Origin of the sequence: Nocardioides sp. NPDC023903, assembly GCF_040639295.1 — a bacterium.
GTDB lineage: Bacteria > Actinomycetota > Actinomycetes > Propionibacteriales > Nocardioidaceae > Nocardioides.
Genome location: NZ_JBEZZS010000008.1, coordinates 152,137 through 176,288 on the forward strand (window position 1 = coordinate 152,137; position 24,152 = coordinate 176,288).

General features: G+C 68.8%; 19 protein-coding genes. 14 read left to right on the forward strand and 5 right to left on the reverse strand.

The genetic code is table 11. The features are described from left to right. Positions 1–58 precede the first annotated feature (58 nt). From AB0F44_RS11790 to AB0F44_RS11805, 4 genes are all read left to right on the forward strand, one after another. Positions 59–913 carry an ABC transporter substrate-binding protein gene (locus AB0F44_RS11790; RefSeq protein ID WP_357355562.1) on the forward strand — a complete coding sequence of 285 codons (855 nt, stop codon included), beginning with the start codon at positions 59–61 and terminating at the stop codon, positions 911–913. Between the two features lie 41 nt (positions 914–954). Further along, the gene (locus AB0F44_RS11795) at positions 955–1,794 is read left to right on the forward strand and encodes an amino acid ABC transporter permease (RefSeq protein ID WP_357355564.1); all 840 of its coding nucleotides are present in this window, start codon (positions 955–957) and stop codon (positions 1,792–1,794) included. Beyond that, entirely contained in the window at positions 1,791–2,540 is a 750-nt protein-coding gene (locus AB0F44_RS11800) for an amino acid ABC transporter ATP-binding protein (protein WP_357355566.1), read from the forward strand. The genes AB0F44_RS11795 and AB0F44_RS11800 overlap by 4 nt, the downstream gene beginning before the upstream one ends. A 252-nt stretch (positions 2,541–2,792) precedes the next feature. Next, on the forward strand, positions 2,793–3,509 hold the full coding sequence (locus tag AB0F44_RS11805; protein WP_357355567.1) for a hypothetical protein: 717 nt from the start codon (positions 2,793–2,795) through the stop codon (positions 3,507–3,509). A gap of 20 nt (positions 3,510–3,529) precedes the next feature. Here AB0F44_RS11805 and AB0F44_RS11810 read toward each other — a convergent pair whose 3' ends face one another. Further along, positions 3,530–4,978 carry a glyceraldehyde-3-phosphate dehydrogenase gene (locus AB0F44_RS11810; protein WP_357355569.1) on the reverse strand — a complete coding sequence of 483 codons (1,449 nt, stop codon included), beginning with the start codon at positions 4,976–4,978 and terminating at the stop codon, positions 3,530–3,532. Positions 4,979–5,145: 167 nt separating this feature from the next. Beyond that, positions 5,146–6,531, reverse strand: a complete 1,386-nt coding sequence (locus AB0F44_RS11815) for a protein kinase (protein WP_357355571.1) — start codon at positions 6,529–6,531, stop codon at positions 5,146–5,148. A 211-nt stretch (positions 6,532–6,742) separates the two neighbouring features. On the opposite strand from AB0F44_RS11815, the gene AB0F44_RS11820 reads away from it, so the two are divergent. Beyond that, positions 6,743–7,921, forward strand: a complete 1,179-nt coding sequence (locus AB0F44_RS11820; RefSeq protein WP_357355573.1) for a CaiB/BaiF CoA-transferase family protein — start codon at positions 6,743–6,745, stop codon at positions 7,919–7,921. A 75-nt stretch (positions 7,922–7,996) separates the two neighbouring features. On the opposite strand, the gene AB0F44_RS11825 is transcribed toward AB0F44_RS11820, so the two are convergent. Further along, positions 7,997–8,809, reverse strand: a complete 813-nt coding sequence (locus AB0F44_RS11825; protein WP_357355575.1) for a hypothetical protein — start codon at positions 8,807–8,809, stop codon at positions 7,997–7,999. A 273-nt stretch (positions 8,810–9,082) separates the two neighbouring features. Here AB0F44_RS11825 and AB0F44_RS11830 point away from each other — a divergent pair, with 273 nt between their 5' ends. Together AB0F44_RS11830 and AB0F44_RS11835 are read left to right on the forward strand one after the other, a co-directional pair. Continuing rightward, positions 9,083–10,597, forward strand: a complete 1,515-nt coding sequence (locus AB0F44_RS11830) for an NAD(P)/FAD-dependent oxidoreductase (protein ID WP_357355577.1) — start codon at positions 9,083–9,085, stop codon at positions 10,595–10,597. Positions 10,598–10,681: 84 nt separating this feature from the next. After that, positions 10,682–11,350: a TetR/AcrR family transcriptional regulator gene (locus tag AB0F44_RS11835; protein WP_160025880.1), complete on the forward strand. Its 669-nt coding sequence runs from the start codon at positions 10,682–10,684 to the stop codon at positions 11,348–11,350. A gap of 10 nt (positions 11,351–11,360) precedes the next feature. Here AB0F44_RS11835 and AB0F44_RS11840 read toward each other — a convergent pair whose 3' ends face one another. Next, complete coding sequence (locus tag AB0F44_RS11840) at positions 11,361–12,278, reverse strand: LysR family transcriptional regulator (protein ID WP_357355580.1); 918 nt, start codon at positions 12,276–12,278, stop codon at positions 11,361–11,363. 112 nt (positions 12,279–12,390) lie between these two features. Between AB0F44_RS11840 and AB0F44_RS11845 the strand changes: the two genes are divergently transcribed. The 3 genes from AB0F44_RS11845 to proC all read left to right on the forward strand — a co-directional run bounded on the left by AB0F44_RS11845 (position 12,391) and on the right by proC (position 17,254). Beyond that, positions 12,391–15,807, forward strand: coding sequence for a bifunctional proline dehydrogenase/L-glutamate gamma-semialdehyde dehydrogenase (locus tag AB0F44_RS11845; protein WP_357355582.1), 3,417 nt, complete (start codon positions 12,391–12,393; stop codon positions 15,805–15,807). Between the two features lie 170 nt (positions 15,808–15,977). Next, positions 15,978–16,382, forward strand: coding sequence for a hypothetical protein (locus tag AB0F44_RS11850; protein ID WP_357355584.1), 405 nt, complete (start codon positions 15,978–15,980; stop codon positions 16,380–16,382). Positions 16,383–16,465: 83 nt separating this feature from the next. Then, positions 16,466–17,254: a pyrroline-5-carboxylate reductase gene (proC, locus tag AB0F44_RS11855; RefSeq protein WP_357355586.1), complete on the forward strand. Its 789-nt coding sequence runs from the start codon at positions 16,466–16,468 to the stop codon at positions 17,252–17,254. On the opposite strand, the gene AB0F44_RS11860 is transcribed toward proC, so the two are convergent. Then, positions 17,255–18,403, reverse strand: a complete 1,149-nt coding sequence (locus AB0F44_RS11860; protein WP_357355588.1) for an acyl-CoA dehydrogenase family protein — start codon at positions 18,401–18,403, stop codon at positions 17,255–17,257. A gap of 133 nt (positions 18,404–18,536) precedes the next feature. Between AB0F44_RS11860 and AB0F44_RS11865 the strand changes: the two genes are divergently transcribed. From AB0F44_RS11865 to AB0F44_RS11880, 4 genes are all read left to right on the forward strand, one after another. Then, positions 18,537–19,130, forward strand: a complete 594-nt coding sequence (locus tag AB0F44_RS11865) for a helix-turn-helix domain-containing protein (protein ID WP_357355590.1) — start codon at positions 18,537–18,539, stop codon at positions 19,128–19,130. Between the two features lie 53 nt (positions 19,131–19,183). Continuing rightward, the gene (locus AB0F44_RS11870) at positions 19,184–20,395 is read left to right on the forward strand and encodes an acetyl-CoA C-acetyltransferase (protein WP_350663045.1); all 1,212 of its coding nucleotides are present in this window, start codon (positions 19,184–19,186) and stop codon (positions 20,393–20,395) included. A gap of 17 nt (positions 20,396–20,412) precedes the next feature. Further along, complete coding sequence (locus tag AB0F44_RS11875; protein WP_357355592.1) at positions 20,413–22,578, forward strand: 3-hydroxyacyl-CoA dehydrogenase NAD-binding domain-containing protein; 2,166 nt, start codon at positions 20,413–20,415, stop codon at positions 22,576–22,578. Between the two features lie 149 nt (positions 22,579–22,727). After that, a complete protein-coding gene (locus tag AB0F44_RS11880; RefSeq protein ID WP_357355594.1) occupies positions 22,728–24,137 on the forward strand; it encodes a DUF4232 domain-containing protein in 1,410 nt (469 codons plus the stop codon). The last annotated feature ends 15 nt before the right edge of the window (positions 24,138–24,152 follow it).

A 24,152-nucleotide genomic window follows, 5' to 3' on the forward strand; every position in this document is an offset into this window, starting at 1 on the left:
TATGCTACTCATGAGTAATAAGAAGCGGCCAGTGCGCGTTCCATTTACCATTCCGCACATGCGTACTCGCCTTACTGCCCTTATCGTCGCTCCGCTGGCTCTCACCGCGGCGCTGACCGCCTGCGGAAGCGAGGGCGACACCAGCGCCGGGGGCGGCGCGCCGGCCTCCTGTGAGGCCGCCGACCTGCCGCTGAAGCAGGACGGGAAGCTGACCATCGGCACCGACTCTCCGGCGTACGAACCGTGGTTCTCCGAGAACGACCCCAGCAACGGCAAGGGCTTCGAGTCGGCGGTCGCCTACGCCGTCGCCGAGCAGCTCGGGTTCGCGAAGGACGACGTCGTCTGGGTCAAGCAGGCGTTCAACACCTCCTACACGCCGGGCGAGAAGAAGTTCGACTTCGACATCAACCAGATCTCGATCACGCCCGAGCGGGCGAACGTCGTCGACTTCTCGCAGGGCTACTACACGGCCTCGCAGGCGGTCGTGACCATGGAGGATGGCGCCGCTGCGGCGGGGTCGCTGGCCGACCTGAAGGACCTCAAGCTCGGCGCCCAGACCGCGACCACGTCGCTCACCGCGATCCGCGAGGACGTGCAGCCGACCACGGACCCGCTGGTCTTCGACACCAGCGACCAGGCCAAGCAGGCGCTGCTCAACGGTCAGGTCGACGCGCTCGTCTTCGACCTGCCGACCGCGTTCTACATCACCGCGGCCGAGATCGAGGGCAGCACGATCACCGGGCAGTTCGAGAGCAGCGAGAAGCCGGAGGAGTTCGGCCTGCTGACCGAGAAGGACAGCGGCCTGGCTTCGTGCCTCGACGAGGCGCTGACCGCGCTCGAGGAGGACGGGACGCTTGCCGAGCTCGAGAAGACGTGGCTGTCTGACGTCGTCTCGGTGCCCGTGCTGAAGTGATGGTCTCGACAAGCTCGGGGCCACTTCGTTCGGACCCCGGGGTGAGCTGGGCACCCAGCGAGCGGGAGCTCGAAAGACAGGCCGTACGTCGCCGCTTGCGGCTCCAGCAGAGCGCCATCGCCACGGTGGTGACCGCCGCGGTCGCGGTCGGGCTGGTGCTGCTGGTCCTCTCCTCGCCCGGGTGGGACCGGGTCCGCGACTACTTCCTCAGCTGGTCGCACGCACGCGACTCGTTCGCGGCGATCGCGGAGGGGTTCTGGATCAACATCCGGATCTTCCTGGTCGCCGAGCCGTGCGTACTCATCCTCGGCGCCCTCGTTGCCATCGCCCGCCAGACGACGTCCCCGTGGCTGGCGCCGCTGCGACTCCTGGCGACCGGTTACACCGACCTCTTCCGCGGGGTGCCGTCGATCCTGGTCGTCGTCATCTGCGGCATCGGCATCCCGGCCCTGGGTCTGTCCGGGGTGACCAGCTCGCTGTTCTGGCTGACCACGTTCGCGCTGGTGCTCTGCTACGGGGCCTACGTCGCCGAGGTCTTCCGGGCCGGCATCCTGGCGATCCATCCGACTCAGGTCGCCTCGGCCGAGGCGCTGGCCCTGACCCACACCCAGACCATGCGCTTCGTGGTCCTCCCGCAGGCCGTACGCCGCGTCGTACCGCCGCTCATGAACGACCTCGTCTCGCTGCAGAAGGACACCGCGCTGATCTCGGCGGTGGGTGTCTTCGAGGCGCTCCGGGCGGCCCAGGACTATCAGGGCTACAACTTCAACGGCACGCCGCTGCTGGTCGCGGCTGTGTACTTCCTCATCGTCGCGGTCCCGCTCACCCGGCTCACCGACTGGCTGATGCGGCGACAGATCGCGAAGGAGCAGGGCCGATGACCGGGCCGACTGGGTATGGGTTGCTGGAGGCCAAGGGGCTGCGGAAGGCCTATCGCGGGAAGGTCGTCTTGGATGACCTCGACCTGTCCGTGGCCGAGCACGACGTGGTCTGCCTGATCGGTGCGTCAGGATCGGGGAAGTCGACCCTGCTGCGCTGCCTGAACCTGCTCGAGACGATCGACGACGGGGTCATCACCTTCGACGGCCGGGAGATCTCCGACCCGCTCGTCGACCCGCGCTCGGTACGCCGCGAGATCGGGATGGTCTTCCAGGCCTACAACCTCTTCCCGCATCTCTCGGTGCTCGACAACTGCACGCTGGCGCAGGTGCGCGTCCATGGTGTCCGAGCGGGTGAGGCCGCCGATCGGGCGCGGGAGCTGCTCGCCCGGTTCGGCCTCGCCGACAAGGCCGATGCCCACCCCGACGCCCTCTCCGGAGGGCAGCAGCAGCGGGTCGCGCTGGTACGCGCGATGTGCACGCGGCCGCGCCTGCTCCTGCTGGACGAGATCACCGCCGCCCTCGACCCCGAGCTCGTCGGCGAGGTGCTCGAGATCGTCCGGGCCGAGGCGGAGGCAGGTACGACCCTCGTGCTCGCCACCCACGAGATGTCCTTCGCCCGCGAGGTCGCCACCAAGGTCTGCTTCCTCGACGGTGGGCGCGTGCTGGAGCAGGGTCCGCCGGAGCAGCTCTTCGGTGATCCCGTCGAAGAGCGCACCCGCGCCTTCCTCGCCCGGGTCCGTTCGTGAGCCCGACGTCGATGCGTGCTCCTTTTACAAGACGATGACGCTTTGTGAATGATTCACAAGGCGTCATCGTCTTGTAAAAGGAACGGATCCGGCCTCCTGGCTGGCCGCCACCCAGGTGATTTCCACAGGGTTATCCACAGGATCTTGATTTTGGTCGCACGGGCGCGGCATCCCTTCATAACGTCCCGGTATATGGGGGCCACTAAACGAGTCACGACGCGCGAGGCGATACGTCGGATCTGCGAGCTGCACATGATCGGGAAGGTCGAGGCGAACAGGGTCCTGACCACCGGCCTCGCCGGCCCGGGACAGAAGGTGGGCAGCTCGATCGTCTATGACGTGGGCAGGCTGGCCGAGCTGCTGGCGCGGCCGCGCTGCGCGGACCAGACGTTGGACACGGTCCGGCCGCTCATCGTCAGGCTCGGTCGCGATCGCAAGCTGGACCTCTCACAGACCTGGGAGGAGCAGGCCGAGATCGTGCGACGCAACTGGTACGTGCCGCCCCTCCTCGGCTCGATGCTGGACCGCTGGGGCTGCCTGGACGGCGGCCGGTTCCCGCTGGTCGCGACGGTCGCCAGCTGGGTGGTGTTCGGGGCGGAGGTGACCGGCCACACCTATGACAAAGGTGCACCTCCGGCGGCGAACCGCAGCACGCCGCCACGTACGTTTCACGTCGAACCGCCCGGCGACTGGTTCGAGTCGATCGAGGAGACCTGGCTGCCGCTTGAACGCGGACCGGCAGTGACGGTCTGGGGCGTACCGGTCAATGGGCCGTTGCGCGAGGTCGACTGGCTCAGAGTCGATGCCGAGAAGCGGAAGGAGCAACTCGAGTACGAGATGTGGCTACGATCCGCCCCGGTCCTCCGCGACGTCGCACAGGTCGGCCTGACCAACGTCGATGCCATTCTCCGAGCCTGGAACGAGACCGCCCCTCCTCGCCCGGAGACCGGGCGAGGAGGGGCAGCGTAGACGTCGAGCCTGTGGAGAGGTCAGACAGCAGCCGGGGCCGGGAAGGTCGGGTACTCGACGCCGGAGATCGACTGCACGGTGCGGACGACCTGGCAGGAGTAGCCGAACTCGTTGTCGTACCAGACGTAAAGGATGGCGGAGTCGCCGTCGACGATGGTCGCGTTGCCGTCGACGATCGAGGCGGCACGGGAGCCGATGAAGTCGGAGGAGACCGCGTCGCGGGCGGTGGTGAAGTCCACCTGGCGACGCAGCTCGCCGGTGAGCGAGGCCTCGCGGAGGTAGTCGACGACCTCTTCCTTCGAGGTCTCGCTCTTGAGCGAGAGCGACAGGATCGCGATCGAGACATCCGGGGTGGGGATGCGGATCGAGTTGCCGGTGATCTTCGCCTTCAGGTCCGGGAGCGCCTTGGCGACAGCGGAGGCGGCACCGGTCTCGGTCAGCACCAGGTTGAGCGGTGCGGAGCGACCACGGCGGTCGGCCTTGTGGTAGTTGTCCAGCAGGTTCTGGTCGTTGGTGAACGAGTGCACCGTCTCGACGTGACCGCGGACGATGCCGAAGCGGTCCTCCATCAGCTTCAGCGGCGGCACGATCGCGTTGGTCGTGCAGGAGGCGCAGGAGATGACCTTCTCGTCGCCGGTGAGGGTCTGGTGGTTGACGCCGTGGACGATGTTGGGGACGTCGCCCTTGCCCGGCGCGGTCAGCAGGACCTTCTTGACACCCGGGCGGAGGTGCTGCGAGAGGCCCTCGCGGTCGCGCCACTTGCCGGTGTTGTCGATGAGGATGGCGTCCTTGATGCCGTACGCCGTGTAGTCGACCGTCGTCGGGTCGTTGGAGTAGATGAACTGGATCGGGTTGCCGTTGGCGATGATCACGCCGTTCTTCTCGTCAACCGTGATCGTGCCCGCGAACTGGCCGTGGATCGAGTCGCGACGCAGCAGCGAGGCTCGCTTGATCAGGTCGTCCTCGCCTCCCTTGCGGACGACGACTGCCTTCAGTCGCAGACCGTGGCGCGAGCCGGCCTTCTCGACGAGGAGCCGGGCGACGAGTCGGCCGATCCGGCCGAAGCCGTAGAGCACGACGTCCTGGCCGCCGTTGCGCTCGAGCTTGTTGTCGCCCGTGGCGCCGGACAGCTTCTCGGCGACGAAGTCGTCGACGGAGAGACCGCGCTCGTCCTCGGCGTACTGGACGGCGAGCAGGCCCAGGTCGATCTTCGAGGGGCCGAGATCGAGCTTGGCGACCGCCTGGAGCAGCGGGAACGTCTCGGTGACCGAGAGCTCCTCGCCCTCGATCTGGCGCGCGAAGCGGTGCGCCTTGAGGATCGAGATGTCGGACTTGCTCACCAGCGACCGGCTGTGGACCAGGATGGTGACATCCTTCTCGCGGTAGAGCTTGCCGATGATCGGGATCATCGTCTCCGCGAGCTCCTCGCGGTGCTGCCAGTCGTTGAAGGTCTCGTCGGTGTCGCTCACAGCTCAACTTTCGGTTGCTCGGGAAGAAGGGACGGCACACCCCGCCAGGCTCGATTATCGGCGTGGCGGGACCCCCGGCCACCTTGATCGATCCAACCTTGGACACGGTGTGACCGGGGTCTCTCCAACCCCTGCGAGCGGCCCCTCAGAACGAGCCAGGTGAGCCGTCAGGGAGTCGCGGTCGCCGTCGGATCCTCGGCGGGATCCTCGGTCGGCTCGACCGTCGCGGTCTCGGTCGGCTCGGCTGTCGGCGTCTCGGTGGCCGGGTCCGTGGCTGGGTCGCTGGGGGCCGTCGCGCTCGGGTCCGGTGTCTCGGAAGGCGTCGCGTCGCCGGTTTCCGTACCGTCGCTGGGAGCGATCTCGCCGCCGTCCTCCGCGCCCTCGTCGTCGGGTTCCTCGCTCAGCCCGGGATCCGTCCCGGTGTCGACCGAGCCGCCGACGGGCGTGGTCGGCGGCGTGCTGCTCTCGCCGGTGCTCGGCTCGGCAGACGGGGTCACCTCACCGACCTTCGGTGTGTCGTCCTGGCCGGGCAGGAGGCCGGGGTTGGCGGCGACGGCCACACCGGCCGAGACCAGGACGACGGCCGCAGCGGCCAGGACCGCGACCTTCCAGCGCCGGCCGGACGGCTGGGCAGGCTCGGCGAACGTGGGCGCCATCGTGGGCAGGTCGGCGGTGTTGGACGAAGCCGTGGCGGGGTGCGGCGGGCGAGCGATCCCGCCGGTGGTGAAAGCCGGCGGCAGCGTACCGACGCTGGTCGCCTCCTCCGAGGTCACCGGGGCCGGCAGCAGGGTCCAGTCGCCGTTGGTGGCGAGGATGTCCGCGGCGGAGGGGCGTCCGGCGGGGTCCTCGGCCAGGCACGCGGCGACGAGCGGCCGCAGGTAGACCGGGCAGAGGCTCAGGTTGGGCGACTCTCCCTTGAGGAGATGGCCCATCGAGCCGATCTCGCCACTGAACGGCCAGCGTCCGGTGGCGGCGACGAAGGCGACCAGACCCAGCGCCCAGATGTCGACGGCGCTGGAGAAGGTGCCGGTCTGGACCTGCTCGGGCGCCTGGTAGCCGTAGGTGCCGACCGCCTTGCCGGTCTGGGTCAGTGCGGTGCCGTCGACGGAGCGGGCGATGCCCATGTCGATCACGCACGGGTCGGTGGCGCCGTAGAGGATGTTGCCCGGCTTGATGTCGCGGTGGACCAGCCCCGCAGCGTGCACGGCGGCGAGGGCCTCGGCGACTCCGGCGACCAGTTGGCGTACGTCGATCTCGGGCAGGCGCTGGCCGGAGCTGATCAGCTTGTTGAGCGGCGGGTCGGCGACGTACTCGCTCGCCATCCAGGGCTGCTCGGCATCGGGGTCGGCGTCGAGGACCCTCGCGGTGAACCGGCTCTCGACCCTCTTGGCCGCCTGGATCTCCCGCTCGAACCGCGCGCGGAACCCCGGGTCGGAGGTCAGCTCGGGAAGGATCGCCTTCACCGCTGCCATCATCCCGTTCGCGTCCTCGCCCAGATAGACGACGCCCATGCCGCCGTGGCCGAGGCGGCCGGTGAGCACGTACGGACCCATCTCGCGGGGATCGTTCGCGGTCAGCGGGCTGACAGTGCTGGCCTGGGGGGCTGCGGACTGGGGGGATGTGGGGATTTCCCGAGACAACTTCTCTGCTCCTGTGGCACCGGCGAGTGTGTCTCGGAGCGTATCGGACTCGGCTCCGCGATCAGGTCACGCCGGGCGGTGGGTTCCGGACTCTGGAAGGCTGGACTTTGGAAAGATGGAAGCCATGACTGAGTCGACGGAGAAATCCACAGTGACATTGGGCCAGGGCACCGGTCCCCTCCGCGGGGTCAAGGTCGTCGAGCTGGCGGGGATCGGGCCGGGGCCGCACGCCTGCACGCTCCTCGCGGACATGGGTGCGGATGTGATCCGGGTCGACCGGCCGGGCGGCAACGTGCTCGGCGGCGGTGCCGGCGACCTGCTCACCCGCGGCCGCCCGAGCATCGCGCTGGACCTCAAGAACCCGGATGCGGTCGAGACCGTCCTGCGCCTGGTGGAGACCGCAGACGTACTCATCGAGGGGCTGCGTCCCGGGGTCACCGACCGCCTCGGCCTGGGCCCCGACACCTGCCTGGAGCGCAACCCGCGCCTCGTCTACGGCCGGATGACCGGCTGGGGCCAGGACGGCCCGCTGGCCCAGTCCGCAGGGCACGATCTCACCTACATCGCCACCACCGGCGTGCTCAACGGGCTCGGCCAGGACCGGGCCCGTCCGCACTTCCCGCTCAACCTGCTCGGTGACTTCGGTGGCGGATCGACCTACCTGGTGATGGGCATCCTGGCCGCGCTCGTCGAGGCCAAGACCACCGGTCAGGGGCAGGTCGTCGACGCCGCGATCGTGGACGGTACCGCCCACCTCGCCACGATGATCTCCGGGATGCTCGCCTCCGGCACGTGGCACGAGCAGCGGCAGAGCAACCTGCTCGACGGCGCGATGCCGTTCTACGCGCTCTACGACACCTCCGACGGCCGACAGGTCGCCGTCGGTGCGCTGGAGGGCAAGTTCTTCGCCGAGATGGTCACCCGGCTCGGGCTCGACGGGGTCTGCCCGGGGCAGTACGAGATGGAGCGCTACGACGAGATGCGCGACCTCTTCACCAAGACCTTCGGGTCGAAGACGATGGCCGAGTGGGCCGAGATCTTCGAGGGCACCGACGCCTGCGTCGCGCCCGTCCTCACCCCCTCCGAGGCCGCAGAGCATCCGCACCTGCAGGCCCGCCAGACGTACGTCACCCACCACGGCGTCACCCAGCCCGCCCCCGCTCCCCGGTTCAGTCGGACCACCTCCACCTTGGGAGCCGGACCGGCCGCCAGCGCTGGTCAGCACACCCGCGAGGCCCTCGCCGCGTGGGGCATCGCCGACGCCGACGCGCTGATCGAGAAGGGCGCCGCGTTCCAAGACTGACGACCGGACGCAGAAACGGCGCGGCGTACGACCCGAAGGTCATACGCCGCGCCGTTCTATGTGACGCGGGCTTGCTCAGTCCTTGTGGACCAGAGCGGCAGCGCGGCGACGCAGGACCACGACGAGCGCGGTGCCGGCAGCGGCAGCGCCGGCGAGCATGGCCAGCAGCGGCCACATCGCGGGTACGGCGGAGTCGCTCTCACCGGCGAGACCGGCGTCGATGTTGGTCGGGACCTCGGAGTCGGTGACCGGCGCCTCGGAGGACTCCTCGTCAGCGGGCTCCGTCTCGTCGGAGACCGGGGTGGCCTCGGTCGGCGTCTCGGAGGGCTCGTCGGTCGGGGTCTCCGACGGGGTCTCCGACGGGGACTCCGAAGGCGACTCGGACGGGGACGGCGAGGGGGACTCGGTCTCCGTGACGCAGTTCTGGAACCAGAAGACCTTGGTCTTGGTGTCGTTGCCGATGCTGCCCGGGGTGTGGATGGTGACCTTCGCGTGGAAGCCCTGCTTCGGGTGGGCGAGGCCGGTGGCGGAGAGGGTGTAGGTCTCGCGACCGTCGAGGCCGTCGTCCGTGCCCGCCCCGCTGGCGGCGTCCGCGCCCACGAAGACCTTCGCCGGACCCTCGACGGTCAGCTCGCCGCCGTCGGTCGGCGAGTGCAGCTCGAAGCCGATCGTGGATTCGATCTTCTCGCCCTCGTCGAAGCCGTACCACTCGATGTCGAGCTTGCAGCCGACGTGGGGCTGGTTCTCCGGCACCTCGTCGATGTCGCCGTGCTGGATCACCTTGACGGTGCCGTTGTTGCCGGCCGGGTCGGTTGCGAACGCCGGGGCGGCTGAGAGCCCGGCAAGGGTGACGCCGGCGACGATCGCGCTGGCGCGTACGAAACTCAACACTGGAAAACCTTTCGAAGACCATCGACCGCACCGTGCGGTCCGCATGCAGCCTCAGCCCACCGAAAGCGATGGGTGAGTGACCCCGAAATCGCTGTGGATGCTTCGCCGCCCCCACAGCTGCAGCTCGCAGCGTAGTGACTACGCGCGCGGATGTGGCGCCGGGGTGGCGATTGTTTTCGTGTCGTTGATCAGCGGTGGAGATCCAAAATGCTTGCAAAAGTTCGCGGTACAGGGTGTCGCAAACACGTACTCCCGGGTAACCTGGCCCACATGCATGTCGACGTACTGATCATCGGTGCCGGCGTCTCCGGCATCGGAGCGGCCGCACAGCTCCGTGAGCGCCTCCCTGGAAAGACGCTCGCGATCCTCGAGCAGCGTGATGCCAGTGGCGGCACCTGGGATCTCTTCCGCTACCCGGGCATCCGCTCCGACTCCGACATGTTCACCTTCGCCTTCAAGTGGCGACCATGGGAGAGCGCGCAGGCGCTCGCCGACGGTCACCAGATCCGTGACTACCTCCGCCGGACGGCGAAGGACTACGGCGTCGACAAGCTGATCCACTACGGCCACAAGGTCACCGGTGCCGCCTGGAGCACCGAGGACAAGCAGTGGACGGTCTCCGTCGAGACCGCCGACGGCCCGTCCGAGATCACCGCCGGCTTCCTGTGGAACTGCTCGGGCTACTACGACTACGCCAACGGCTACCAGCCGGAGTTCGCCGGTCTCGATGACTACGAGGGCACCTTCGTGCACCCGCAGCACTGGCCCGAGGACCTCGACTACGCGGGCAAGAAGGTCGTCATCATCGGCTCCGGCGCGACCGCCGTCACCCTCCTGCCCAACCTGGCGGGCGAGGGCAGCGACCGTGCCGAGAAGGTGACGATGCTGCAGCGTACGCCGACCTACATCCTCTCCCGCCCGGGTCAGGATGCGATCGCCTCGCTGCTGAACACGGCACCGTTCAAGCTGCTCAGCAAGCTGCCGTTCAAGCGCGTGCGCGAGAAGCTCGGCCACGAGACCGTTCGCTGGGAGAACATCGCCCTCACCGTCGGCACCTACCAGCTCGCCCGTCGGGCTCCCGGTGTGGTCAAGAAGGTGATCCGCGACCAGTGGATCAACGGCCTCACCGCCCGCGGCGGCCGTCCTGGCATGACCAAGGACGAGGCGATCGCGTACGTCGACAAGCACTTCAACCCGCCCTACAACCCGTGGGACCAGCGCATCTGCTTCGTCCCCGACGGCGACATGATGAAGTCGATCCGCGAGGGGTACGCCGCGGTGGTGACCGACCGGATCAAGACGTTCGTGCCGAAGGGCATCGAGCTCGAGTCGGGCGAGACGCTCGAGGCCGACATCGTCATCTCCGCCACCGGCCTCAACCTCAGACTCTTCGGCGGCCTCGACTACACCGTCGACGGTGAGCAGGTCAGCCTGCCCGAGCAGATGGCCTACAAGGGCCTGATGATCACCGGGATCCCGAACTTCGCCTACACGATCGGCTACACCAACGCCTCCTGGACGCTCAAGGCCGACCTGGTCACCGACTACGTGATCCGGCTGCTCGACTTCATGGGGGAGAACGGTTACGACGTCGCCGCGGTCACCCGCGACCCGAGTGTCGAGGAGCGGCCGTTCATGGACCTGGCCTCCGGTTACATCCAGCGCTCGCTGGACCTCATGCCGAAGGCCGGTGACCGCTCGCCGTGGACCGCGAAGCAGAACTACCTCGTGGACATGAAGGCGCTCGGATCGCCGGTCGCCGACGGCGTGATCCGGTTCGCCTGAGGTCTTCTCGGCGCCGGGTCTGTGATTACTGTGACAGGCATTCCAGACCCGGCGTGAAGTACGTGGGACTACGATGGTCCCACCATGGATGGCAGGGCAGTTCGCTGGAAGCGTCACAACGACGACCGACGAAAGCGCATCGTCGATGCCGCGATCGGTCTGATCGAGACCGACGGCGTCAACGTCAGCCTGCAGGCGATCGGCCAGGCCGCGGGGCTCTCCCGTTCGGTGGTCTACCGTCATTTCGCCGACCGGCGTGAGCTCGACCTCGCCATCCAGGCCGACATCCTCGACGGTCTGTGGGCCAAGCTCTTCCCGGCGATGGAGCTGACCGGATCGATCCGGCAGATCATCTCCCGCACCGTCGGGGCGTACGTCAACTGGGCGCTCGAGCACCCGCTCCTGCACCAGGTGGCCGACGTCGACACCGCGCCGAACGGCACCGGTCCCCTGCAGCAGGGTCTCGACCGGATCGCGGAGCGGATCAAGGAGCTGATCCTGGCCGCGTTCGAGCTGACCGGCGTAGAGGTCTCCGAGATCGACAAGAAGGCCGTCGACCCGCTGATCTACGGCCTGATCGGGATGGTCTTCGGTGCCGTACGCCGCTGGGTCCACCTCGGCGAGGGCATCCCCGACGCCGAGCACCTGACCTCGGTCGTCACGGAGGCCGTCCTGGCCATGATCGACACCCGCACGACGGCGTACGGCCTCTCGATCGACCACGACCAGCCGCTCGAGGAGCTCCTCGGCTGATCGAGCCGACTCAGGCGGGCAGCGTCAGGTCCGCCGGCACCACGCGAGCCAGCGCGGCGCGGCACGCAATGATCCCCGGGGAGTCGGCGATCGCGGTCCGGGTCGCGGTGAAGACCGTACGCCGGGGCGAACCCGGCAGCTCGATGAGCCGCACGGCGGTCCGGTGGCGTACGCGCATCAGGTCGGAGAGGAGGGCGACGGCATTGCCCGACTCCACGAGCGCGACATGGGCCTCGACGTCGTCGGTCTCGTAGCGGACCTCGGGCTCGAAGCCTGCCCGGCGGCACTGCTCCTCGATCCAGTGGCGGGACGCCGTGCCCGGTGGCTCCATCGCCCACGGGACGTGACCGGCGTCCGCCAGTGAGGTGATGCCGTCCCAGATCTCTCCGGAGCCGTCGGGCGGGACGGCGAGCCGGAGCCGGTCGGTGGTGAGCGGCTGCCGGTCGAGACCGTCGAAGTGCGGTGCGCCGTGATCGGGGTAGTGCTCGGCGACCACCAGGTCGAGCTCGCGCAGGGCGAGGTCGTTGAGCGCCTGCTCGGGCGCGCGTTGGGACAGCATCACCCGCAGTCGGGGATGACGCCGGGTCAGGTCGGCGAGAGCCTGCGGCATGTAGGCCAGGGCCACGGACTGGAAGACGGCGACCCGGACCGTGCCGGCCGTCTCGTCGCTGAGCGAGGTGACCGCGGCCTCGGCCGCCTCGAGCCGAGCCAGGATCTCGGTCGTGTGCTCGACGAGGACCTCGGCCGCGGCGGTGAGCTGCACCCGTCGGCCGGCCTTGCGCAGGAGTGGCACCCCGACCTCGCGCTCGAGCTGGCCGAGCTGCTGGGAGACCGACGAGGGGCTCTGGTGGAGGGCCTCGGCGACCTCGGCGAGGGTCCCGCGGGCGGCGAGCTCGGCGAGCAGTCGGAGGCGGCGGACATCCAGCATTGGAATCCTTCGGTGGAAGCGGAGCCCGAGACAGATAGTTCAGTTTCTCTTACGAATGATCTCCAGGAAAGATCGCTTTATCTTACGTGACTCTGGTCGCATACTCGGCTCTATGACCACCAATGACGCGCTCATCTCCGAGGTCGACCACCTCGTTCGCGGCTGGCTGGCGAAGGCTTCGACCAAGCCCGCCGCCCCGGCCGCCCAGCGCCTCGCCGACGTCCTCAAGGACCCTGCCGGACTCGACTTCACCGTCGGCTTCGTCGACCGGGTGATCCGGCCCGAGGACGTACGCGTGGCTGCGGCCAGCCTCCGTGAGCTGGCCGGCAACGTACCTTCGTTCCTGCCCTGGCACCTGAAGCTGGGCGTGAAGCTCGGCGCGCTGATGTCGCTGGTCGCGCCGTGGTTCGTGATTCCGGTGGCGCGCCGTGCGCTGCGGCAGATGGTGGGACACCTGCTGATCGACGCCTCCGACGCGCGGCTCGGCAAGCAGATCGAGCGGATTCGCGAGCGCGGCGTGAACCTCAACATCAACCTCCTCGGCGAGGCCGTCCTCGGGCAGAAGGAGGCCGATCGGCGCCTGGCCGGGATCCGCAAGCTGCTCGCGCGCGACGACGTCGACTACGTCTCGGTGAAGGTCTCCTCGCCCGTCGCGCCGCACGCGGTCTGGGCGTACGACGAAGCGGTCGCGCACGTGGTCGAGCGGCTCCTCCCGCTCTACACCTACGCGGCGACGTCCTCGGCCGCCGGGACGAAGAAGTTCATCAACCTGGACATGGAGGAGTACCGCGACCTCGACATGACCATCGACGTCTTCACACGGCTCCTCGACCGGCCCGAGCTGGCCGACCTGGAGGCGGGCATCGTCCTGCAGGCCTACCTGCCCGACGCCATGTCGGCGATGATGCGGCTCCAGGAGTGGTCGGCTGCTCGGCGTTCGCGTGGGGGCGCGCCGATCAAGGTGCGACTGGTCAAGGGCGCCAACCTCCCGATGGAGCACGTCGAGGCGTCGCTGCACGGCTGGCCGGTCGCGACCTGGTCGACCAAGCAGGACTCGGACACCAACTACAAGCGGGTGCTGTCCTGGGCGCTGACGCCCGAGCGGATGGACAACGTGCGCGTCGGCGTCGCCGGTCACAACCTGTTCGACGTGGCGTACGCCTGGATCCTGGCTGGTCAGCGCGGGGTTCGCGACTCGGTCGAGTTCGAGATGCTGCTGGGCATGGCCGAGGGCCAGGCCGAGGCGGTCCGCGAGACCGTGGGTGGCCTGCTGCTCTACGTGCCGGTCGTGCACCCGAAGGACTTCGACGTCGCGATCGCCTACCTCGTGCGTCGCCTCGAGGAGGGCGCCAGCACCGAGAACTTCATGTCGGCCGTCTTCGACCTCAACTCCTCCGAGGCCCTCTACAAGCGTGAGAAGGACCGGTTCGTACGCTCCCTCGCGGCCGTCGACGAGTCCGTGCCGGCGCCCAACCGGACCCAGGATCGGCGTGAGCCCGTCGATGCCGCGCCGCTGACCCGGGTGTTCGAGAACGCCCCCGACACCGACCCGCACCTGCCGGGCAACCGGGAGTGGGGCAAGGCGATCATCGCCCGGGTGGGCTCCTCGACGCTGGGCGACCAGCTCGTCGCCGACCACACGCTGAACTCGGTCGAGGCCGTCGAGTCGGTGCTCGAGGGTGCCGTCGGCGCCCAGGCCGACTGGGGCCGCAAGACCGGCGCCGAGCGGGCCGCCGTGCTGCGGGCCGCCGCGGTCGAGGTCGAGCGGCGCCGGGCCGAGTGGCTCGAGGTCGGCGCTTCGGAGTGCGGTAAGACGCTCGATCAGGGTGACCCCGAGGTCTCCGAGGCGATCGACTTCCTCAACTACTACGCGACCTTGGCCGAGGAGCTCGACGCGGTCGACGGCGCGCGCCAGGTCCCCGTACGCCTCACCCTGGTCACCCCGCCGTGGAACTTCCCGCTCGCCATCCCGACCGGTGGTGTCGCCGCCGCGCTCGCGGCCGGGTCGGCCGTGGTGATCAAGCCTGCTCCGCAGGCGCAGCGCTGCGGCTCGGTGCTGGTCGAGACGTTGTGGGCCGCGGGGGTGCCGAAGGAGGTGCTGCGGCTGGTCCACGTGCCTGAGAACGAGGTCGGTCGCGCGCTGATCGCCTCGCCGCTGGTCGACCGGCTGGTGCTGACCGGTGCGTTCGACACGGCCGAGCTCTTCCGTTCGTTCCGCCCGGACCTGCCGCTGCTGGCTGAGACCTCCGGCAAGAACTCGCTGGTGGTCACGCCGGACGCCGACCTCGACCTGGCCGTCAAGGACCTCGTCTACTCCGCCTTCGGTCACGCCGGGCAGAAGTGCTCGGCCGCGTCGCTGGGCATCCTGGTCGGCTCGGTCGCGACCTCGCGCCGCTTCCGCGACCAGCTGATCGACGCGGTGACCTCGCTTCGTGTGGGTTATCCGACGGACCCGACGGTGCAGGTGGGCCCGGTCATCGAGCCGGCCTCCGGCAAGCTGCTCAAGGCACTGACGACGCTCGCCCCGGGTGAGACGTGGCTGGTCAAGCCGCGCCAGCTCGATGACACCGGGCGGCTCTGGTCGCCGGGTGTGAAGACCGGCGTCAAGCGTGGCTCGGAGTTCCACCTGACCGAGTACTTCGGTCCCGTCCTCGGCCTGATCTCTGCCTCCTCGCTCGACGAGGCTCTCGAGATCCAGAACGAGGTGGACTACGGCCTCACCGCCGGCATCCACAGCCTCGACCGGGCCGAGATCTCCCACTGGCTCGACTCCGTCGAGGCCGGCAACGCCTACGTCAACCGCGGCATCACCGGCGCGATCGTGCGCCGCCAGCCGTTCGGTGGCTGGAAGAAGTCGGCAGTAGGCGCCGGGACGAAGGCCGGCGGGCCCAACTACCTGGTCGGCCTCAGCGACTGGGTCTCGGCTCCCGCCACCGAGCTCGCGACGCCCGCTCCTGCCGTACGGTCGCTCGTCGACTGGGCCGGCCGGCTGCAGCTGGACGAGATCGAGATGCTCAAGCGTGGGGCCGGGTCGGACGCTCTCGCCTGGGAGCGCGAGTTCGGTGCCGCCCGGGACGTCTCGCGACTGACCGCCGAGGTCAACGTGCTGCGCTACTCCCCGGTGCCGGTCACGATCCGGTACGAAGGTGGGCCGATCGCTCACCTGCTGCGGGTCCTCGCCGCCGGTGTCGCCGCCGGTGCTCCGGTCACGGTGTCCGTCGCCACGGCACTGGACGATGAGACCGCCTCGCTGGTTCGTGCGACCGGTGCGACGTACGTCGTCGAGGACGCGGCCGAGTGGGCGTCGTTCCTCTCCGGGCCGCACGCGCCCAGCCGCGTACGTCTCCTGGGTGGATCGCGCGAGACCTTCGCCGAGGCGAGTCAGGGCCGCGTCGACGTCGCCCTCTACGCCCAGCCCGTCGTCGAGGCCGGCCGGGTCGAGCTGCTCACCTTCCTGCACGAGCAGGCCGTCTCGATCACCGCCCACCGCTTCGGCTCCCCGACCCCGCTGGTGGAGAACCTCTTCTAGCCGCTGGTCGAGCCCGCGAGCGCCAGCGAGCGGTGTCGAGACCAACACGGTTCCGATCGAGCGCCGATAGGACTGTGTTGGTCTCGACACGCCTCCGCCCAGGGGCTCCGGCGGCTCGACCAGCGGTGTCGAGCCTGCCGCGCTTCTGCACGTTCTCCTACAGTGGTGCGATGACCTCGATCGCGCGAACAACAGCGCGCATCCTGCTGGGCGTGATCATGGTGGGCGCCGGGGTGGCGCACCTGACCACCCAGCGTCAAGAGTTCCGAGCGCAGGTGCCCGACTGGTTCCCGGTTGAGGAGGACCTGACGGTGGTCGCCTCGGGCGTCGTCGAGATCGGGCTCGGGCTGGCCTTCGTCCTGCTGCCGGGCAAGCGACGTCTCGTCGGAGCGCTGCTTGCCGCGTTCTTCGTGGCGATCTTCCCCGGCAACATCGCGCAGTATGTAGAAGGCGTCGACGCGTTCGGTCTCGACACAGACAGCAAGCGGCTGATCCGGCTGTTCTTCCAGCCCTTGCTCGTCGTCTGGGCCCTGTTCGGCGGCGGCTGGCTGAGACGTACGAGAGACGACGACTGAACTCGGATGTCGCAACCCAGCGGTTGCCGGGGGCGTCTGGGGCCGTATCTCCGCAGGTCATCCGCTCTGACAGACTGACGAGCATGACCATCGCGATCATCGGTGCAGGCAACATGGGTGGGGCCGTCCTCGCCGGACTTCTCGAGGCCGGTCACGCTCCGGAGAGCGTCATCGTCGTCGAGGCGCGCGAGGAGCAGGCCGCCGCGCTCCGCGAGAAGCACGGGATCCGTACGCTGCCCGCCACCGAGGCTGTGGCCGAGGCAGACGTGGTGGTGCTGGGCGTGAAGCCGTACGGCGTGGTGCCGGTGCTGGAGTCGATCGCCTCCGCGCTGCGACCGGGCACCACGGTGGTGTCGCTTGCCGCCGGTGTCCCGACTTCGGCGATGGAGCCGGCCGTGCCGGACGGCGTCTCGGTCGTGCGGGTCATGCCCAACACTCCTGCCCTCGTCGGCGAAGGGATGTCCGCGGTCACCGGTGGCGCGAAGGCGACGTCGGAAGCCGTCGAGGCCGCGGCAGACCTGATGGGCGCTGTCGGCAAGGTCGTCACCGTGCCCGAGTCGCAGATCGACGCCGTCACCGCGATCAGCGGCTCCGGCCCGGCGTACGTCTTCATGGTCGCCGAGGCCTGGATCGAGGCCGGCGTCCACCTGGGTCTGACCAGGGACGACGCGACCACGCTGGTCATCCAGACGCTGTCCGGATCCGCGGAGCTGCTCAAGAGCGGAACCCACCCTGCGATCCTCCGCGAGCAGGTCACCTCGCCCGGTGGCACGACCGCTGCCGCCCTCGGCGCGCTGGAGCAGAACGGCCTGCGGGCGGCCTTCCTCGAGGCCACCCGCGCCGCTTACGTACGCTCCAAGGAGCTGTCCTGACTACAGCCCGAGGTGGCGGCTGATGATCAGCTTCTGGACCTCGGTGGTGCCGCCGTAGATGGTCTGGATGCGGCTGTCGACGAACGCCTTGGCGATCGGGTATTCCATCATGTAGCCGTAGCCGCCGTGGATCTGGACGCCCTGGTCGACGAACTTCTTCTGCAGCTCGGTGGTCCACCACTTCGCCATGCTGGCCAGAACGGTGTCGGCGGTGCCGGCGTTGAGCTGGGTGACGGCGTCGTTCAGGAACAGGCGGGCGAGGTAGGCCTCGGTGGCCATCTCGGCGAGCGTGAACGCGGTGTTCTGGAAGCGGCCGATGGGGCGGCCGAAGGCCTCGCGGGTGCGGGCGTAGTCGAGGGAGAGCTCGAGGACCTGCTCGACCGCGGCGACCGCGATCGAGGCGACCGAGATGCGCTCCTGCGGCAGCAGGGTCATCAGCGAGACGAAGCCGGAGCCCTCCTCGCCGAGCAGGTTCTCCTTCGGTACGAGCACGTCGGTGAAGGAGAGCTCGGCGGTGTCCTGCGCCTTCATGCCCATCTTGTCGAGGTTGCGGCCGCGCTCGAAGCCCTCCATGCCGCGCTCGACGACGAGCAGCGAGATGCCGTGCGCGCCGGCCTCGGGGTTGGTCTTGGCGACCACGATGACGAGGTCGGCGTTGATGCCGTTGGAGATGAACGTCTTCGAGCCGTTGAGGAGGTAGTGGTCCCCCTTGTCGACCGCGGTGGTGCGTACGCCCTGGAGGTCCGAGCCCGCGCCCGGCTCGGTCATCGCGACGGCGGTGATGATGTCGCCGGAGACGCAGCCCGGCAGCCACCGGGCCTTCTGCTCGGGGGTGCCGAGGTGGGAGATGTAGGGGACGATGATGTCGGTGTGCACGAAGAAGCCGGGCCCGCTGGCGCCGATCTTCGCCATCTCCTCGTGAAGGACCGAGTTGAACCGGAAGTCCTTGATGCCGGGACCGCCGTACTCCTCGTCGACGTCGAAGCAGAGCAGCCCGGTGTCGCCGGCCTTCTTCCACAGCTCGCGCGGGACGATGCCGGCCTTCTCCCACTCGTCGTGGAAGGGCACGACCTCCTTCTCGAAGAAGGCCTTGGCTGTAGCGCGGAAGTCCTCGTGCTCAGCTTCGTAGATGGTGGGCTTCTCGGGCATGACACTCCTTCGTAGACAGTCGTGCTCATCGTGCCTCACGTCTGTGACGCAGACCGCATTGTCGGGGTGGCGACGGGGCAACTGTGACAGTAACACTGGCGAAGTCGCAACAGTTTGGTCTACGGTCCCTGACATGACCGAGACGACCGAGGAACTGATGACGATCGATGAGCTGTCGACCGCCACGGGGTTGTCGGTGCGTACGACGCGCTACTACGCGAGCCTCGGGCTGATCCCGCCGCCGATCCGCCGCGGGCGGGTGGCCTACTACGGTCCCGAGCACCGCGCTCGTCTGGACATGGTCACTGCGCTCCAGGAGCACGGGTTCACTCTGCAGGCCATCGAGCGCTATCTCGCCCGGCTTCCCGCTGAGACCACCCGGGAAGATCTCGCGATGCAGCGCGCCATGATCACGTCCTGGGCTACCGAGCCGACAGACGACATCCAGGCCCGGATCGGACGTGAGTTGATCGCGCTCGGCCTGCCCCGCGACGCGCTGGCAGCGGCGTACGCAGCGACCTCACGCCTCATGGCGGACCTCGCGGACGAGCTCAACACGATCCTGCGCGACCAGGTGGTCGACCCGTTCCGGCGCACCCACCACAGCCCCGAGGAGGCCGAGCACCTCGAGGAGGTGCTCCCGCGGCTGCGGCAGCTGACCACCGAGGCCATCGTGGTGAGCTTCCAGGACGCGGTGAACCGCACGATTTCTCGCAATCTGTCGTGAAGCTTTGGGCAACACCCTGTTGACTGTGACAGTTTTAGTGTCACAATCGGCGCATGGCTGAAGCATTCATCTATGACCACCTGCGCACGCCGCGCGGGAAGGGTAAGAAGACCGGAGCGCTCCACGAGGTCAAGCCGATCGACCTGGTGGTCGGCCTGATCGACGAGGCGCGCAAGCGGAACCCCAACCTCGACCCCGAGCGGATCGACGACGTCGTCCTCGGTGTCGTCACCCCTGTCGGCGAGCAGGGCGGTGACATCGCCAAGACCGCCGCCATCAAGGCCGGTCTCCCCGAGACGACCGCCGGTGTGCAGCTCAACCGCTTCTGCGCCTCCGGCCTCGAGGCCGTGAACCAGGCCGCCTCCCGCGTACGTGGCGGGTTCGAGGACCTCATCCTCGCCGGTGGCGTCGAGTCGATGAGCAAGGCGCCGATGGGCAGCGACGGCGGCGCCTGGGCGCAGGACCCCGACACCGCGCTCAAGACCGGCTTCGTACCGCAGGGCATCGGCGCCGACCTGATCGCGACCATCGAGGGCTTCAGCCGCGCGGACGTCGACCGCTACGCCGCCCAGTCGCACGCCCGGGCGGCCGCCGCCTGGGAGAACGGCTACTTCAAGGACGCCGTCATCCCGGTCGTCGACCAGACCGGTCTGACCGTGCTCGACCACGACGAGCTGATCCGCCCCGGCACCACCGCCGAGACGCTGGCCGGTCTCAAGCCGTCCTTCCTCCAGCAGGGCCAGGAGGCCGGCTTCGACGACGTCGCGCTGGCCAAGTACCACTGGGTCGAGAAGATCGACCACGTCCACCACGCCGGGAACTCCTCCGGCATCGTCGACGGCTCCGCGCTGATGCTGATCGGCTCCGAGGAGGCCGGCAAGGCCAACGGGCTCACCCCGCGTGCCCGGATCATCTCGGCCGCCGTCTCCGGCGCCGACCCGACGATCATGCTCACCGGTCCCGCCCCGGCCTCGCGCAAGGCGCTGGCCAAGGCCGGTCTCACCGTCGACGACATCGACCTGTTCGAGATCAACGAGGCGTTCGCCGCGGTCGCGATGCGGTTCATGAAGGACATGGGCATCGACGAGTCGATCACCAACGTCAACGGCGGCGCGATCGCCATGGGTCACCCGCTGGGCGCGACCGGTGCCATCATCCTCGGCACCCTGGTCGACGAGCTCGAGCGTCAGGGCAAGCAGCGCGGCCTCGCCACGCTGTGTGTCGGTGGCGGCATGGGTATCGCCACGATCGTCGAGCTGGTCTGAGAGAGGTTTGCGAAGAGATGACTGAGTCTGCCGTTAAGTACGACCGCGATGCCGACGGCATCGTCACGCTGACCCTGGACGACCCGAACCAGTCGGCCAACACCATGAACGAGCTGTACAAGACCTCGATGGCGGAGGCCGTCGAGAAGCTGTACGCCGAGGCGGACGACGTGACCGGCGTCGTGATCGCCTCCGCGAAGAAGACCTTCTTCGCCGGTGGTGACCTCAAGAACATGATCCAGGTGCGGCCGGAGAACGGCGCCCAGGTCTTCGAGGAGGTCGAGTCGATCAAGGCGACCCTCCGCAAGCTGGAGACCTTCCCCAAGCCGGTCGTCGCGGCGATCAACGGCGCCGCTCTCGGTGGCGGTCTGGAGATCGCGCTGGCCGCCCAGCACCGCATCGCCCTGGACGCCCGCTACGACATCGGCCTGCCCGAGGTCTCCCTCGGTCTGCTCCCGGGCGGCGGTGGCGTCACCCGCGTCGTACGCCTCCTGGGCATCATGACCGGACTGATGGACGTGCTGGGTCAGGGCACCAAGTTCAAGCCCGCCGCGGCGAAGGAGAAGGGTCTGGTCGACGAGCTCGTCTCCTCCCCCGAGGAGCTCGTTCCCGCCGCGAAGGCGTGGATCAAGGCCAACCCGGACGAGATCGCCCAGCCGTGGGACAAGCCGGGCTACAAGATGCCCGGTGGCAAGCCGACCTCGCCGGCGCTCGCGGGCTTCCTGCCCGCGTTCCCGCCGATCCTGCGCAAGCAGCTCAAGCAGTCCGACATGCGTGCGCCGAAGGCGATCCTGTCGGCCGCGGTCGAGGGTGCGATGGTCGACTTCGACACCGCCACCCGGATCGAGTCGCGCTACTTCACCTCGCTGGTCACCGGCCAGCAGTCGAAGAACATGATCCAGGCGTTCTTCTTCGACCTGGGCGCCATCGGCGCCGGCACGCTGCGTCCTGACGGCGTCGAGAAGTTCACCGCGACGAAGGTCGGCGTGCTGGGTGCCGGGATGATGGGTGCAGGCATCGCGTACTCCTTCGCCCGGGCCGGTGCCGAGGTCGTCCTCAAGGACGTCGCCATCGAGTCGGCCGAGAAGGGGAAGGCCTACACCGCCAAGCTCAACGAGAAGGCGGTCTCGCGCGGCAAGCTGACCCAGGAGAAGGCCGACGAGATCCTCAACCGGATCACCGCGACGGTCGCGCCGGAGGACTTCGCCGGCGTCGACGTCGTCGTCGAGGCGGTCTTCGAGGACGTCGCGCTGAAGCAGAAGGTCTTCAGCGAGATCGCCCCGTTCGTCAACGAGGACGCGGTGCTCTGCTCCAACACCTCGACGCTGCCGATCACCGAGCTCGCCAAGGGGATCGACCGCCCGGCCGACTTCATCGGCCTGCACTTCTTCTCGCCCGTCGACAAGATGCCGCTGGTCGAGATCATCAAGGGCGCCGAGACGAACGACGTCGCGCTGGCCAAGGCGTACGACGTCGTCCAGCAGATCAAGAAGACCCCGATCGTGGTCAACGACAGCCGCGGCTTCTACACCTCGCGCGTGATCGGCACCCAGATCCAGGAGGGTCTGGAGCTGCTCGCCGAGGGCTTCGCGCCGTACTCGCTGGAGCGTGCCGCGACCCAGGCCGGGTTCCCGGTCGGGCCGCTGCAGATCGCCGACGAGCTCAACCACGAGCTCATGGTCAAGATCGCTCGTACGACCCGCGAGGCTGCCGGCGTCGAGGAGCTGACCACCACCGAGAAGGTGCTCACCCCGCTCATCGAGGCGGGTCGTTCCGGCAAGCTGAAGGGCGCCGGGTTCTACGACTACACCGACGGCAAGCGCGGCTCGATCTGGGCCGACCTTGGCAGCGTGTTCCCGGTCGCCGAGAAGCAGATCCCGCTCAAGGACGCCGAGGAGCGGATGCTCTTCATCGAGGCCCTGGAGACGGCGAAGTGCTTCGAGGAGGGGGTCATCACCTCCGCCGCGCACGCCAACATCGGCTCCATCTTCGGCATCGGCTTCCCGCCGCAGACCGGTGGTGCGGCCCAGTTCATCACCGGCTACGAGGCCGCTGACGGCTCGATCGGCATCGAGGCCTTCCTGGCTCGTGCCGACGAGCTGGCCGAGACGTACGGCGAGCGGTTCCGCCCGACGCAGTACCTCCGTGACCTCGCGGCGAAGGGTGAAGGCTTCCCGGTCTGATCAGCCCCGCCTGACCCACGCTGATCCACGGCAATGTGGTGAACCGGCACGGATCCTGTGAAGGAACCGTGCCGGTTCGCTATTTGCGGGGCTGTCGCGATTCGGCCCGTGCCACTCTTTACCTTCCGCAGAGATCGAGGAGGATGTACGTGGGGTTGCCGGGCAGCACTCAAAGGCGCGAGTTCCGGGTGGGGATCGTGATCGGCGCGGTCGTCCTGCTGGCCGTGATCGGGTGTGTGGCTGTGATGGTCTGGGATCGGGACGGCGGGTCCAGGGCGCCGGCCCTCGAGCTCGCCAACGAATGGCGGTCCGTCTCCGGCGTACGCGACGTGGTGGCTGTCGACGAGTCGCGTCGCGTTCCAGGGGAGGACTTCGGCGAGGAGGACCGCTGGGAGCACGCCGTCCGCGTCGAGGTGACCCTGGAGGACGACCTGTCCGTGGCCGAGGCGGCCGCGGCCGGCCCGGAGGTGCTCCGGTTGCTGGAACCCGAGATCGCCCGGCTCGTGCCTGATGCACCCGCTGATCGGATCAGCACAGCGTTCACGTTTGGCTCGACCGAGAGCTCGGTGGGCGCGAGTGGGCTGGACCCGCTCGAAGCCGTGGGCGATGCGCTCGCCGATGCCGTCGCACTGCGCGAGGCCGGGGCCACGTCGTTGTCGCTGAGCGTCACCGGCGAGCGGGCCGACAGCCCTGCCAAGGCCGACGTGCGGGCGCCGAAGGACGCGCTGACCGCCCTCGCCACAGTCGCACGCAGTTCCCAGCGCCCGGTGGACCTTTTCGGCGGCCATGCCTGGTACCGGTCGAACGAGCTGCCCGACCCGGCCGCGGTGAAGCTGGTGGTGGACGCCTCCGAGCGCCCATCGGTGACCTCCGCTCAGCTGTCGGCTCCCTTCGAACCGCTGGTCGTCCTGGTCGAAGCCGCCGAGGGGGACCGCCTGATCGACGACGTCAGCCGGTGGCTCACCGCCTACGACGGCTATCCCGGGCGGTCAGGGCAGCCGCTGGCGTACACGGTCCAGGGCACGCGCGGTGGCGAGGTCGAAGGATGGGTCGGCGGCACGACCCCACCGCCGACGACGATGCCGCCGTTCGGCGACGCCGAGCCCTGGCCCGCCGACCCCGGGGCGCCGTCGTGCCGGATGCCGGATCTCGAGGTCACCTTCGGCGGACACGATGCCGCTGCGGGTTCGCGGCAGGCGTGGATCCGGGCCCGGAATGTCGGCGGGCAGGAGTGCGCGATCGAAGGCGTACCAGCGGTCGAGTTCCTGAACGCCGCGGGCGCCACGCAGACCGGGGTGACCACCAAGCCGTACGAGCCGTCGATGGTGCCTGAGCGCGTCGTCGTTCCCGCGGGGGAGTCGGTGACGGCGGTGATCGACTGGCAGGCGATGTCCACCGCGAACGACCCCGACGTCACCACCGATCTCCTGGTCACCGCGCGACCCGGCGGCAAGCCGGTCACCCTCCCGGTCAGCTGGCCGGGCGCGCCGAGCGATCTCGACATCCTCGACGGGGCCGAGGTGCGGATCAGTCCCTGGGCTCAGGGCGCTCCGGGCTGACCCGACGATGACGGC